The sequence below is a fragment of the Streptomyces sp. NPDC020807 genome, from assembly GCF_040641575.1.
GTDB lineage: Bacteria > Actinomycetota > Actinomycetes > Streptomycetales > Streptomycetaceae > Streptomyces.
The window spans coordinates 476,511-489,854 of sequence record NZ_JBFADU010000002.1; the positions used below are offsets into that span (position 1 = coordinate 476,511).

Sequence of the window (13,344 nt, forward strand, 5' to 3'; positions counted from 1 at the left end):
CCGTATGAGGAGAGCCATGACCGCGGTACCCCCTACCCGAAACCAGGCGCAGGCGGACGGCGCCGCGAACGACGACGAGGGCTACGACTACGACGTCCTCGTCGTCGGCTCCGGCTTCGGCGGCTCGGTCACGGCCCTCCGGCTCACCGAGAAGGGGTACCGGGTCGGCGTCCTGGAGGCCGGCCGCCGCTTCACCCCGGCGACCATGCCCAAGAACTCCTGGGACCTGAAGAACTTCCTGTGGGCCCCGGCGCTCGGCCTGTACGGCATGCAGCGCATCCACCTGCTCGGCAACGTCATGGTGCTCGCCGGCGCCGGCGTCGGCGGCGGCTCCCTCAACTACGCCAACACCCTCTACGTACCGCCGAAGCCGTTCTTCGACGACCCGCAGTGGAAGGACATCACCGACTGGCAGGACGAGCTGCGGCCGTACTACGACCAGGCGCAGCGGATGCTCGGCGTCCGGATCAACCCGACGACGACCCCCTCGGACGTGCACCTGAAGGCCGCCGCCGAGGCGATGGGCATCGGCGACACCTTCCACCTGGCGCCCGTCGGCGTCTTCTTCGGCGACGGCCGGGACGCGGTCGGCGACGACGGCGCCGGTACGGCGAAGGTGAAGCCGGGCACACAGGTCGCCGACCCCTACTTCGGCGGCGCGGGCCCGGCCCGGCGCGCCTGCACCGAGTGCGGCGAGTGCATGACCGGCTGCCGCCACGGCGCCAAGAACACCCTGAACGAGAACTACCTGCACCTCGCCGAGAAGGCGGGTGCCACCGTCCACCCCATGACCACGGTCGTCACGGTCACCGAGGACTCGCGCGGCGGCTACGCGGTGAAGACCCTCCCGACCGACAACCGGAAGAAGGGCAAGGGCCGGACCTTCCGCGCCCGCCGCGTGGTGATCGCCGCCGGCACGTACGGCACGCAGACCCTCCTGCACCGGATGAAGGACGGCGGACTGCTGCCGCGCGTCTCGCACCGGCTCGGCGAGCTGACCCGTACGAACTCCGAGGGCCTGGTCGGCGCGCAGACCACCGACCGCCGCTACCGGAAGCGCCACGGCAAGGACAGGGTCGACTTCACCCGCGGCGTCGCCATCACCTCCTCGATCCACCCCGACGAGAACACCCACATCGAGCCGGTGCGGTACGGCAAGGGCTCCAACTCCATGGGCGGCATGACCGTCCTCCAGGTGCCCTACGGGGCCCACCGGGTGCGGAACTGGTTCCTGAACCTGCTCAGGCACCCGGCGCTCGCCGCCCGCTCGCTCTCCAACTGGCGCTGGTCGGAGCGGACCATCATCGGCCTCGTCATGCAGTCCCTGGACAACTCCCTGACGACCTACCGCAAGCCGGGCGGGCTCGGAAAGGGCCTGCTCACGGCCCGGCAGGGGCACGGGGCGCCGAACCCGGTCCAGATCCCGGAGGCCACCCGGGCCGCCACCCTCCTCGCCGAGGAGATCAACGGCTTCGCCGGCTCCAACATCGGGGAGCTCATGGGCACCCCGCTCACCGCGCACTTCCTGGGCGGCTGCCCGATCGGTGCCGACGCCGAGTCCGGCGTCATCGACCCGTACCACCGGCTCTACGGGCACCCGGGGATCTCCGTCGTCGACGGCGCCGCCGTCTCGGCCAACCTCGGCGTCAACCCGTCGCTGACGATCACGGCGCAGGCGGAGCGGGCGATGTCGTTCTGGCCGAACAAGGGCGAGGAGGACCCGCGTCCGCGCCAGGGCGAGGAGTACGTACGGCTCTCGGCGATCGAGCCCAAGTCGCCGGCCGTCCCGGCCGAGGCCTTCGGCGCCCTGCGGCTGCCCTTCCTCGGCATCCCCGAGGTCCCGCCGAAGAAGTAGGGCGGAAGCGGGGCGGGAGAAGCCCGGGCACGAGAGCAAGAGAAAAGGCGCTGCACCCCCCTCCGAGTGCAGCGCCTTTTCTGCTTTTTGGTGATGCTGCATAGATGACCTGCGACGGGCGGGATTGGTTGTAGGGGTTGCACGGGATCTTGGTGTGATGCGCGTCACATGCGATGCCCGGGCTCGCGGCGGCTCATGGCAAGGGCCCCGTACCGCGATTCCGGTCGCGGTACGGGGCCCTTGGTGTCGGCACCGGTGTCAGGGCAGCGGCGGTGCCGGGTGGACGGCGCCGGGGGGTCGCGCCGCGTGGGGGAGTGGAGTGAGGGGGACGAGGAGGGACGCCGAGGGGACGGGGTCTTCGAGGGATGTCTTCGGGGGATCTGGAGGAACCGGTTGCGGTCGGTCCCGGGCGTCCCCGGAACCGACCGCCCTTTCTGGGTGACCGAGCTGCTGTCCCCTGCTGCTCGGTCACGCGCGCTGGTGCGAGGTCCCACGGCGTACCGGAGGTACGCCACACGCCCCAGCGAAGCCACGCGTGGTTTCTGACGGGCCCGCCCCTGGCTGGCACGGACAACCGGACCAACGAAGCCGGGCCGAGCCCGGTCACGCGCCGTACGGGTGAGACCGGGCTCGAACTCAGATGCGGCCCCGGCACAGCTCCAGCATCGTCATGGCGAGCGCGGTGCCCGGCTTGCCGAGGGCGTCCCGGTAGTGGCCCAGGACCTCCATCTCGCGGTTCAGGTTCACCCGGCGCCCGCCGGAGGAGATCCGAGCCTCCTGGATGACGGCCGAGACGGCCATCCGCTCCTGGATGAGCCCGATGATCCGGTCGTCGAGGGCGTCGATCCGCTCGCGGGCGTCGCCGATGAGCGTCGCCGCCTCGTCGGTGCGGGCGCCGGTCTGCTCGGTGAGGGTCTTCGTGGTCACTGTGGTCTTCTCCTGGTGGTGTCGGGTCCGGGAGCCCCGGGGCGACACGGCCCGGAAACGACAGAACGCCCCGGGCCTTGTCGGCCCGGGGCGCCTGGGAAGTCGCTTGTCAGTGGCTCAAGCAGCACGACCATGGCAGCCGGACGGGCCGGTGCCATAGGTAAAGAGGAAGGTCGTGAGCTTGCGCATGGCGACAGTATGGACCCCTCCCCGAACCGGGGGCCAACCCGGGTTCGGATGGTGAGACGAAAGCAGCCGTCGGCGCGCCGGTAGAATCGACAAATAGCCCCCCTTTCGGGGGACCCGCTCCTACCGCCGGAAGGCCGCCGTAGTGTCATCAGCGACCCCCGCTGCCGCGCCCGACGTCACCAACCCGGACGTAGTCCTCGTTGTCGACTTCGGCGCCCAGTACGCCCAGCTCATCGCCCGTCGCGTCCGTGAGGCCCGGGTCTACAGCGAGATCGTCCCGTCCACCATGCCGGTGGCCGAGATGCTGGCCAAGAACCCGAAGGCGATCATCCTCTCCGGCGGACCGTCCTCCGTGTACGCCGAGGGAGCCCCGCGCCTCGACCGCGCGATCTTCGAGGCGGGTGTCCCCGTCTTCGGCATGTGCTACGGCTTCCAGCTGATGGCGACGACCCTCGGCGGCACCGTCGACAACACCGGCGCCCGGGAGTACGGCCGTACGCCGCTGCACGTCTCCAAGGCCGGCTCCACCCTCTTCGAGGGCACCCCGGTCGAGCAGTCGGTGTGGATGTCGCACGGCGACGCCTGCTCCGCCGCCCCCGAGGGCTTCGCCGTCACCGCGTCCACCGACGTCGTGCCCGTCGCCGCCTTCGAGAACGACGAGAAGAAGCTCTACGGCGTCCAGTACCACCCCGAGGTGCTGCACTCCACGCACGGCCAGCAGATCCTGGAGCACTTCCTCTACCGCGGCGCCGGCATCGAGCCGAACTGGACCACGGGCAACGTCATCGAGGAGCAGGTCGCGGCCATCCGCGCCCAGGTCGGCGACAAGCGCGCCATCTGCGGTCTCTCCGGCGGCGTCGACTCCGCCGTGGCCGCCGCGCTCGTCCAGAAGGCCATCGGCTCGCAGCTCACCTGCGTCTACGTCGACCACGGCCTGATGCGCAAGGGCGAGACCGAGCAGGTCGAGAAGGACTTCGTCGCCGCGACCGGAGCCAAGCTCGTCGTCGTCGACGCGCAGGAGCGCTTCCTGAACGCGCTCGCCGGCGTCTCCGACCCGGAGACCAAGCGCAAGATCATCGGTCGCGAGTTCATCCGCGTCTTCGAGCAGGCGCAGCTGGAGATCCTCCAGGAGGAGGGCCCCGAGGTCGCGTTCCTCGTCCAGGGCACGCTCTACCCGGACATCGTCGAGTCCGGCGGCGGCACCGGCACGGCGAACATCAAGTCGCACCACAACGTCGGCGGCCTCCCCGACGACATCGAGTTCCAGCTCGTCGAGCCGCTGCGCCAGCTGTTCAAGGACGAGGTCCGCATGGTCGGCCAGGAGCTCGGCCTGCCCGACGAGATCGTCCAGCGCCAGCCGTTCCCCGGCCCCGGCCTCGGCATCCGCATCGTCGGCGAGGTCACCAAGGAGCGCCTGGACCTGCTGCGCGAGGCCGACGCCATCGCCCGCGAGGAGCTCACCGCGGCCGGCCTCGACCGCGAGATCTGGCAGTGCCCGGTCGTCCTGCTCGCCGACGTCCGCTCGGTGGGCGTCCAGGGCGACGGCCGCACCTACGGCCACCCGATCGTGCTGCGCCCCGTCTCCTCCGAGGACGCGATGACGGCCGACTGGTCGCGCCTCCCCTACGAGACGCTCGCCAAGATCTCGACCCGCATCACCAACGAGGTCGCCGACGTGAACCGCGTCGTCCTCGACGTCACGAGCAAGCCCCCGGGCACCATCGAGTGGGAGTAATCGCTCCCTGAGGTGTCCGAAGCCGCCGTCCCGGTCCTCCGGGGCGGCGGCTTCGCCGTGTTCCCGTCGGGACTCTGGTGACTTGCCCGGCCGGGCGTTACCTTCCGGCGCATGAGCGTGATACCGGACCCCGTCCCCGTCGAACGGCTCCACTTCGCCCTGCCGCCCGTCCACGCGACGGCCGAGGAGGAACGCACCCACCGCAGACAGCGGCTCGCCGGCGCGCTCCGGCTCTTCGGGCGGCTCGGATACGAGGAGGGCGTCTCGGGCCACATCAGCGCCCGCGACCCCGAACTCCCCGACTGCTACTGGGTGAACCCCTTCGGAGCGCCCTTCGAGGACATCACCGCGAGCGACCTGATCCTCGTCAACGGCGACGGCCAGGTCCTCCGCGGCGACCGGCACGTGAACCAGGCGGCCTTCACCGTCCACGCCCAGGTCCACCGCGCCCGGCCCGACGCCGTCGCCGTCGTCCACACCCACTCCCTCCACGGGCGGGCCCTCGCCGCGCTCGGCGAACTCCTCGACCCCCTGACGCAGGAGGCCTGCGCCTTCTACCAGGACCACGCCCTCTACGACGCCTACACCGGCGTCACCGTCGACCCGGAGGAAGCCCGCCGGATCGCCGTCGCCCTCGGCACCCTCAAGGCGATCGTGCTCCGCAACCACGGCCTCCTCACCGTCGGCACCTCCGTCGACGCGGCGGCCTGGTGGTTCATCGCCATGGAGCGCTGCGCCCAGGTCCAGCTGACCGCGCGGGCGGCCGGCAAGCCCGTCCCGATCGACCACCGCGACGCCGTCGCCACCCGCGAACAGCTCGGCAGCGACCTCGTGGCCTGGATCAACTACCAGCCGCTCTGGGACAGGATCACCCGAACGGACCCCGAACTCCTGTCGTAACACCATCGCTTCACCCTTCTGTACGTCAATGAGACGGCACGTCAATCACTCTCCGGCGGGGCGTACACGGCGGCTCCGGGAGTCATCGATGCGACACAATTCCTGGGCACCAACGGCTGGTTGACCCTGCGGAACGCATCGGGACGCACAGGAACGCACCGATACGGGTCGTCGTGAAGTGAGCTCGGCAGCGAGCTCGGGAGTGAGCACCGTGGCGGTTCAAGAGGCGAGACAGTACGGCGAGCACGCGACGGCCTGCGCCGGCTGCGCCCACTGCGGACAGGCCGGCCACCGACGCGCGGTCGCCGCCTTCGTCGCCCGGCGCGACGAACTCGCCGCCGGGCACGGCGTCCCCGCCGCCGTCGCCCACTCCCCGGTCGCCGCCCGCCAGTGGGTCTCCGACGAGCTGGCCCAGTCCGCCCGCGCCATCGCCGTCCGCGGCCGCGAGGCCGGCGTGGCCTGGCTCGACCGGGTACGGAGCGGGGGCCTCGGCGCCGTCTGGGGCGCGGTCCTCGCCCTCCTCCTCGGCCAGGCCCTCACCGCGATCGAGAGCGGCTGGACCGGAGCCCGCACGGCCGCCCTCTGCACGGCCCTGCTCCTCGCCGTCCTCCTCAGCCTCGCGGCCCACGCCCACCGGACCCGCGGCGGCCTCCTCGCCCCGCTGATCGGTGAGGACAACCGGCTCTCCACCACCCGCGCCGTCGCCGCCGCCTGGCTGCTCCTCCTCGCCTTCACCCTCCTCTTCCTGGTCTTCGCGTCCCCGGACGTGACCACCTTCGGCCTGTCACGGGGCGCCGGACTCCTCACCGTCTTCGCCCTCGTCTCGGCGGTGACCGTCACCTCCCGGCTCGTCGTCTCCGCCCGGATCGCCTCACGCCGCCTCCAGAAGGTCCGCGCCGACCGCCCGCGCGCCGCCGACCTGCTCTGCGACGACAGCGGCCGCGCCAGCCTCGCCGACGTCCAGTACCTCCTCGTCTCCTCCGCCGTCCTCGTCCTGACCACCCTCGGCCTCGCGCGCGACCCCGGCCGGCTCCCCGAAGTGCCCTGGTCCCTCGTCCTGCTGCTCGCCGTCTCCGCCGCCTGGCAGCTCGCCGCGAAGTGCACCGAGGGCGTCCGCCCCACCATCCACTCCGTGGTCCGCTCCCGTGAGGCCGGCGACCTCGACGCCCCGATCCGCACGGGCGACGACATCGAGATCCGCGGCTGCGGCTTCGTCCCGCCCGGCGCCGCCGCCCCCGACCCGCTCACCCGGCTCGTCGTCCGGATCGGCCCCGTCCACGCCCACGTCCCCCTGGTCCCGGTCCCGGGCGGCTTCGCCAACCCGACGGACGCGGTCCTCACCGTCCCCCTCCCGGCGGACGTGGAACCCGGCCGCGTGGAGGTCTCGGTCGTCACCGCCGCCGGCGTCGAGACCAATCGGGTCACGATCGACGTCGTCGACTGAAAGCCGGGCCCCCTCCGCGTGTCCCCGTACCCGGGTGCGAGGAGAATCGCTCCGCGAACAGTCGTACGGGGCGTGGAGAGGTGACCGACGATGACAGGACGAGTGGACCGGGCGGACGACACCGGCGGGACCGGAGAAGCGGGCCGCCCCGACGCCCCTGAGGGCACCCTCGCGCGCCTGCGGGCCACCGCCGACCGCTGGAGGGCCGTCGCCTCCCGCTACGCGCTCCTTCCCCTGCGGCTCTTCCTCGGGGTCACGTTCGTCTACGCCGGACTCGACAAGCTCACCGACGCCTCCTTCCTCGCGGACACCGGCAGCGGCTCCCTCGGCGAGACCCTGCGCGCCGTGCGCGACTCCTCGGCCGTCCCCGGCCTCGTCGACCTCGCCCTCCACAACCCGACCGGCTTCGGCTACGCCATCGCCCTGGGGGAGCTCGCCGTCGGAATCGGGACGCTCCTCGGCCTCTACGCCCGCGTGGCGGCCCTCGGCGGCGCCCTGATCTCGCTGAGCCTCTGGCTGACCGTGAGCTGGCAGGTGCAGCCGTACTACCTGGGCAACGACCTCGCCTATCTGATGGCCTGGCTTCCGCTGCTGCTGGCAGGGGCGTCCGAACTGTCGCTGGACAGGCTCCTCGCCTCCCGGCGGCGCCGTATTCGATAGGCGACCCAGGTCGCGAGACCGGCCGTGCCGAGCGACCCGCAGAGCACCGGGACCACCACGTACCACGGGGTCGTCCAGGCGCCCGCGAGGTCGCCCGCGAAGGCCGCCGTCAGGGCCAGGGCGCCCAGGCCGACGATCAGCCGGCCGGGACGGAACTCATGAAGCAGCACGGGTGACCTCCACCTGTCCGACGCCGACCTTCAGCGAGAGGTCCAGCGTGCCCGCCGGGGTGGTCCCGGTGGGCGGGGCGAGCGTGCGGGTCTCGGAGCGGGCCGGGCCGACGTCGACGTCGGCCGGCGCCTGTCCGGGCAGTTGGACGTCGCCGAGGCCCACCTCTGCGTGGACCTTCACGACCGCGTCCTTGGGGACGACCACCTTGAGCTGCCCGGCGCCCACCTCCGCCTCGGTGGTGACGGACACCCCCTTCGGCAGCGGGACCGCCGAGAGGTCGAGCACCCCGGCGCCCGTCCCCAGCTCGTACCGGGGCTCCACCGCGGCGACCGAGGCGGGCTTCCAGGTCTCGCGGCCCCAGTCCGTGGTGATCGTGTCGGGCAGGGCGGTCGCACCGGCGAGCAGACAGGCCGTGAGCACGGTCTGGACGATCGTCCCGAAGCCGAGGCGGCCGAGGAAACTGCTGACGACCAGCCCGACGCCGTACACCGCGAGGGCCGCCGCGAGACCGGTCGCGAGGCTGGTGCCCAGCGGCTCGGTCTCCCAGGACACGGTGACGCCGATGACGGCCGCGACACAGGCGAGCAGATTGACGAGACCACTGAGGGACCGAGGGCTGCGCCGTATGGACGGCTGCGGACGCTCGGGGAGCGGGTCATCGGTGCCCCACTGGCTGCCGGGCTTCACCTTCTCGCCGTTCACCCGGCCGTCCTTGTCGACGACGCCGTGCGGACCCCAGAGGTAGCCGATGGCCACCGGACCGGTCGAGCCGTCCTTGACGATCGGGTCCTTCCACCACGACGGGTAGATCATCATGGGCGGAGCCTTGGTCTCGGGCGGTGCCTCGGGCACCGTGTGCGAGGCCGGCGCGTCCGGGCCCTCCGTCTCGCCCGCCGCCGCACGGCGCCGCGACCAGACGGCGGCGGCGGTCACCGCGCCCGACAGCACCACCATGAAGCCGAGCATCGACCCGCTGCGCAGCGTCGAGAGGAAGAGGCCGCAGCCGATGAGCGCCATGAGGACGGCGGCCATCGAGGAGCCCACGACCCGCCCCGTCAGCAGTCTGCGGCCCTCGCTCTCCTCCTCGCCCGCGAGGGGGACTATCAGCCACGCGAAGCCGTAGAAGACCAGGCCGACGCCGCCCGTCACGGACAGTACGCCGACGGCGATCCGGAAGATCACCGGGTCCAGGTCGAAGTAGCGGCCGAGACCACCGCAGACTCCGCCCACGACCTTGCTGTTTCGCGAGCGCCGCAGGGGCACGGAGGACACGGCCTCCGCCGGCGGCGGGGCCTCGTGGGTCGAGGACTTCGAACTCGTCATGTCTCCATGGTGACCGCCCGTGACCCTCAGCGGCACCGGGATCGACCCTGGCCCGACCCTGATATTCCGAGGGGGTCCGTCCCTGAGTCCATACCAGGGACGATCTCAGGGCCGACCCTGATGTGTCGGGAGGTCGGGGCGTGTGACGATCGGTGCATGTCCGCAACCGCTCGTGTCACCGACACCGACGAACCGCCCGTGCGCAGGCTCTACCGGAGCGCCGACGGGCGGTGGCTCGGTGGTGTCGCGAGAGGCCTCGCCGGACACCTCGGCGTGCCGGTCGTCTGGGTCCGCGCGCTCTTCGGGGTGCTGTTCTTCACGGACGGTCTCGGTGCCCTGCTCTACGCGGTCTTCTGGATCGTCGTCCCGCTCGGCGTCGGCGGCCGGGCCGCCCCACGGCCCGTCTTCGAGATCACCCCGGACGGCCGCCGCCGACTGCGCAAACCCGACCGGGGACAGGTCTTCGCCCTGATAGCCCTCGCGGTCGGCGGCATCGCCCTGGTCTCCAACGTGGAGATGCGCAACGAGTCCGGGCGGTACGTCTGGCCCGTCCTGCTCATCGGCGTCGGTGTCGTCCTCGTCTGGAGACAGGCGGACAACGCCCGCCGGGCCAGCTGGACCGAGGTCGGCAGCCGCAGACGTGTCCTCCAGCTCGTGCGCGGCCTCGTCGGCGTCGCCCTCGTCGGCACGGGCCTCGCGGTCTTCGTGGTGGTCCGGGGCTCCGTCGCCCAGCTCGGCACGGCCCTCACCGCCGCCGTCGCGGTCCTCACCGGCATAGCCCTGCTCGCCGGCCCCTGGCTGGTGCGCATGTCCCAGGACCTCACCGAGGAACGGACCATGCGCATCCGCGCGCAGGAGCGGGCCGAGGTCGCTGCCCACGTCCACGACTCGGTGCTCCACACCCTCACGCTGATCCAGCGCAACGCCGACGACGCGGGGGAGGTGCGCCGCCTCGCCCGAGCCCAGGAGCGGGAGCTGAGGAACTGGCTCTACAACCCCGAGGGCACGGGCAGCGACGAGGAGGAGCCGGCGACGCTGGCGGAGGCGGTGAAGAAGGCCGCCGCGGAGGTCGAGGACAAGCACGGCGTCCCGCTGGAGGTCGTCGTCGTGGGCGACTGCCCGCTCGACGAGAAACTGGCCGCGCAGATGCAGGCCGCGCGCGAGGCGATGGTCAACGCAGCCAAGTACGGTGGCGAGGGCGGGGCGGTGCAGGTGTACGCCGAGGTGGAGGGCCGCACGGTCTTCGTCTCGGTACGGGACCGGGGGCCGGGCTTCGACCTGGACGCGGTGCCCGAGGACCGGATGGGCGTACGAGAATCGATCATCGGCCGGATGCAGCGCAACGGCGGTTCGGCCCGGCTGCGGTCCGTGCCGGACGGGGGCACCGAAGTGGAGCTTGAGATGGAGAGGGCGGACGGATGAGCGACGAGACCGGAGCGGCGACCGGAGCCGACGCGGGGGAGACGGAGCCCGGCGTGGAGCGCCGGGTGCGGGTCGTGCTCGTCGACGACCACCGGATGTTCCGTGCGGGCGTGCAGGCGGAGATCGGCCGGACGCCGATCACCGGGGTCGAGGTCGTCGGCGAGGCCGCCGACGTCGACCAGGCGGTCACGGTCATCACCGCGACCCGCCCCGAGGTCGTCCTCCTCGACGTCCACCTCCCGGGCGGCGGCGGTGTCGAGGTGCTGCGCCGCTGCGCCGGGCTCATGGCGGCGGCCGAGGACCCGGTCCGGTTCCTCGCCCTGTCCGTGTCGGACGCGGCCGAGGACGTGATCGGCGTGATCCGCGGCGGCGCCCGTGGCTACGTCACGAAGACGATCACGGGCACCGACCTCGTCGACTCGATCTTCCGGGTCCAGGAGGGCGACGCGGTCTTCTCCCCGCGCCTCGCCGGGTTCGTCCTCGACGCCTTCGCGTCGACGGACGCGCCCCCGGTGGACGAGGACCTGGACCGGCTCACGCAGCGGGAGCGCGAGGTGCTCCGGCTGATCGCCCGGGGCTACGCGTACAAGGAGATCGCCAAGCAGCTCTACATCTCGGTGAAGACCGTCGAGTCCCACGTCTCTGCCGTACTCCGGAAGCTCCAGCTCTCCAACCGGCACGAGCTGACCCGCTGGGCCACCGCCCGCCGTCTGGTCTGAGCGACCGGCCCGACCCGCGACAGCGACCCGTGTCAGCCGACCCGTGTCAGCCGACCCGTGTCGCCCCGGCGAAGGGCATCTCGTCGATCGGGGCGATCCGGATCGGGGAGCCGGGGCGCGGGGCGTGGATCATCTGGCCGCCGCCGATGTAGAGCCCGACGTGGCTGATCCCCGAGTAGAAGAAGACCAGGTCACCGGGGGCGAGCTCGGAGCGGGAGACCCGGCGCCCCGCGTTGATCTGGGTGTACGTGGTGCGCGGCAGGGAGACACCCGCAGCGCGCCAGGAGGCCTGGGTGAGCCCCGAGCAGTCGTACGCGGACGGGCCCGTCGCCCCCCAGACGTACGGCTTGCCGAGCTGGGCGCGGGCGAAGGAGATCGCCGCGGCGGCCCTGCTGTCCGGGGCGGGTGACACGGTGGCCAGCGGCGCGCGGTCACCCGACGAGCCCGACGCGGAGCGGTCGGCCCGGGCCGCGGGCGCGCCGGCGGTCTGGCCGGTCGGGGCGGCGTAGGACCCGGAGGCCGTGGATCCGGCCGCGGTCGCGGAGCCCGTACCCCCGGCTCCGGTGGCGCGGCCGGCGCTCTGGGCGGCGACGGCGGCCTCGTACCGGGCGCGTTCCTCCGCGGTCAGCCGGGCGAGCAGGGTCCGCGCCGCCTCCAGCTTGCCGAGGACGGCCGCCTTCTGGCGTCGCAGCTCCGCCTCGTGCTCGCGCAGCGTGGTCATCCGGCCCTCGGACTCGCCGCGCAGCCGCCGGATCGCACCGAGCTCGCGCCGGACGGCGACGACGGCCGCCGCCTGCCGGTCCCCGGCCTTCTCCGCGAGGGCCGCGCGCTCCAGGTACTCGTCGGGGTCCGAGGTGAGGGCGAGCTGTACGGCGGGGTCGAGGCCGCCGGACCGGTACTGCGCGGCGGCCGCCGCGCCGAGCCCGGCCCGCGCGGTGTTGAGCCGCTCGGTCCTGCGGGCCGCCTCGTCCCGCAGCCGGTCGAAGGCCGCGCGGGCCTCGTCGGCCTTCTCCTTCGCCCCGTTGTACTTCTCGGTCGCGACCTCGGCCTCCTCGTAGAGGCGGTCGACCTTCGCCTTGACCTGGGCGGTGGTGAGACGGGGGTCGGCGTGTCCCGTTCCCTCGAAGAGCGTCGCGGTCGCGGCGGAGGCGAGGGCGAGGGTGGCGGCGGCGCGGACCGCCTGGCCACCGAGGGGGGACTGCTGCCTGGGTTTTCGGTGCGCTGCCACGAGGGCGGGTCACATCCTCTTCCCTGCGGGGGAACGGTGCCCGCCGGGCCGGCGGCGGTCCGCACAGGGGAGACGGACCGCCGCCGGGTCTTCCTGGCGGGGATGGCCGGCAGCCGCCGGGTGACCGACGGTGGTGGGAGCCGACCACCTGGTGCAGGACGCTAAACCTCGGGGTCACGCCCGAGAGGGGAGTTGACCGCTATTGGCGTCAGTTGTCGGATCAGGACCGGAGTGGTTCGGTCGCGGGGGCACTTCCGAGAACTTGCGGCAGCGGAGAGACCGAAGCGCCCGGAGCGTACGACGCCCTGCCGGGGCGGCCCCGGCCGTGGTGCGGCACCAGGGGCCCCGTTAGGCTCCGGCCCATGGACGCCCTCATCAATGTCTTCGTCGCCCTGCACATCATCGGCATCGCCTCCCTCCTCGGCGGGTTCCTCACCCAGATGAAGGCGATGGGCGCGGGCACGGCCCGCTTCACCCCGGCCATGCTGCACGGCGCGCTGACCATGCTGATCACGGGCGTCGCGCTCGTCGGCCTCAACCAGGCCGACGACCAGACCGTGAACAACCTCAAGATCGGCATCAAGCTCGCGATCCTCGTCGTCATCCTCGGCCTCGTCTACGTCAAGCGCGACGAGGAGAAGGTCGACAAGGGCCTCTTCGCCGCCGTCGGTGCCCTGACCACGGCGAACATCTTCATCGCGACCCTCTGGGTCTGAGCCGGCGGCGGCCGATGTACGGCCGTTTCCCCGGATGTCGGTGCGGCGTCCTAGA

Annotated in this window: 11 protein-coding genes; 8 read left to right on the top strand and 3 right to left on the bottom strand. The window is 72.4% G+C overall.

Annotated features, from left to right (window positions below; all coding sequences use genetic code 11):
• Window positions 1–16 precede the first annotated feature (16 nt).
• Window positions 17–1,855 carry a GMC family oxidoreductase gene (locus AB0G79_RS05355; protein WP_360800387.1) on the top strand — a complete coding sequence of 613 codons (1,839 nt, stop codon included), beginning with the start codon at window positions 17–19 and terminating at the stop codon, window positions 1,853–1,855.
• A 636-nt stretch (window positions 1,856–2,491) separates the two neighbouring features.
• On the opposite strand, the gene AB0G79_RS05360 is transcribed toward AB0G79_RS05355, so the two are convergent.
• Complete coding sequence (locus tag AB0G79_RS05360; protein WP_360800389.1) at window positions 2,492–2,782, bottom strand: chorismate mutase; 291 nt, start codon at window positions 2,780–2,782, stop codon at window positions 2,492–2,494.
• 331 nt (window positions 2,783–3,113) lie between these two features.
• On the opposite strand from AB0G79_RS05360, the gene guaA reads away from it, so the two are divergent.
• From guaA to AB0G79_RS05380, 4 genes are all read left to right on the top strand, one after another.
• Window positions 3,114–4,706: a glutamine-hydrolyzing GMP synthase gene (gene guaA, locus AB0G79_RS05365; protein WP_360800392.1), complete on the top strand. Its 1,593-nt coding sequence runs from the start codon at window positions 3,114–3,116 to the stop codon at window positions 4,704–4,706.
• A gap of 111 nt (window positions 4,707–4,817) precedes the next feature.
• Window positions 4,818–5,606, top strand: a complete 789-nt coding sequence (locus AB0G79_RS05370; RefSeq protein ID WP_360800395.1) for a class II aldolase/adducin family protein — start codon at window positions 4,818–4,820, stop codon at window positions 5,604–5,606.
• 202 nt (window positions 5,607–5,808) lie between these two features.
• The gene (locus tag AB0G79_RS05375; protein WP_360800398.1) at window positions 5,809–7,050 is read left to right on the top strand and encodes a hypothetical protein; all 1,242 of its coding nucleotides are present in this window, start codon (window positions 5,809–5,811) and stop codon (window positions 7,048–7,050) included.
• 90 nt (window positions 7,051–7,140) lie between these two features.
• A complete protein-coding gene (locus AB0G79_RS05380) occupies window positions 7,141–7,710 on the top strand; it encodes a DoxX family protein (RefSeq protein WP_360800401.1) in 570 nt (189 codons plus the stop codon).
• 156 nt (window positions 7,711–7,866) lie between these two features.
• On the opposite strand, the gene AB0G79_RS05385 is transcribed toward AB0G79_RS05380, so the two are convergent.
• On the bottom strand, window positions 7,867–9,204 hold the full coding sequence (locus tag AB0G79_RS05385) for a PspC domain-containing protein (RefSeq protein ID WP_360800403.1): 1,338 nt from the start codon (window positions 9,202–9,204) through the stop codon (window positions 7,867–7,869).
• Window positions 9,205–9,360: 156 nt separating this feature from the next.
• Here AB0G79_RS05385 and AB0G79_RS05390 point away from each other — a divergent pair, with 156 nt between their 5' ends.
• Together AB0G79_RS05390 and AB0G79_RS05395 are read left to right on the top strand one after the other, a co-directional pair.
• Window positions 9,361–10,626 carry a PspC domain-containing protein gene (locus AB0G79_RS05390; RefSeq protein ID WP_360800405.1) on the top strand — a complete coding sequence of 422 codons (1,266 nt, stop codon included), beginning with the start codon at window positions 9,361–9,363 and terminating at the stop codon, window positions 10,624–10,626.
• Window positions 10,623–11,345: a response regulator transcription factor gene (locus AB0G79_RS05395; protein WP_360800408.1), complete on the top strand. Its 723-nt coding sequence runs from the start codon at window positions 10,623–10,625 to the stop codon at window positions 11,343–11,345. Before AB0G79_RS05390 ends, AB0G79_RS05395 begins: the two co-directional genes overlap by 4 nt.
• Before the next feature lie 46 nt (window positions 11,346–11,391).
• Here AB0G79_RS05395 and AB0G79_RS05400 read toward each other — a convergent pair whose 3' ends face one another.
• On the bottom strand, window positions 11,392–12,573 hold the full coding sequence (locus AB0G79_RS05400) for an NlpC/P60 family protein (RefSeq protein ID WP_360800411.1): 1,182 nt from the start codon (window positions 12,571–12,573) through the stop codon (window positions 11,392–11,394).
• Between the two features lie 362 nt (window positions 12,574–12,935).
• Between AB0G79_RS05400 and AB0G79_RS05405 the strand changes: the two genes are divergently transcribed.
• Window positions 12,936–13,289: a hypothetical protein gene (locus AB0G79_RS05405; protein WP_360800414.1), complete on the top strand. Its 354-nt coding sequence runs from the start codon at window positions 12,936–12,938 to the stop codon at window positions 13,287–13,289.
• Window positions 13,290–13,344 lie beyond the last annotated feature (55 nt).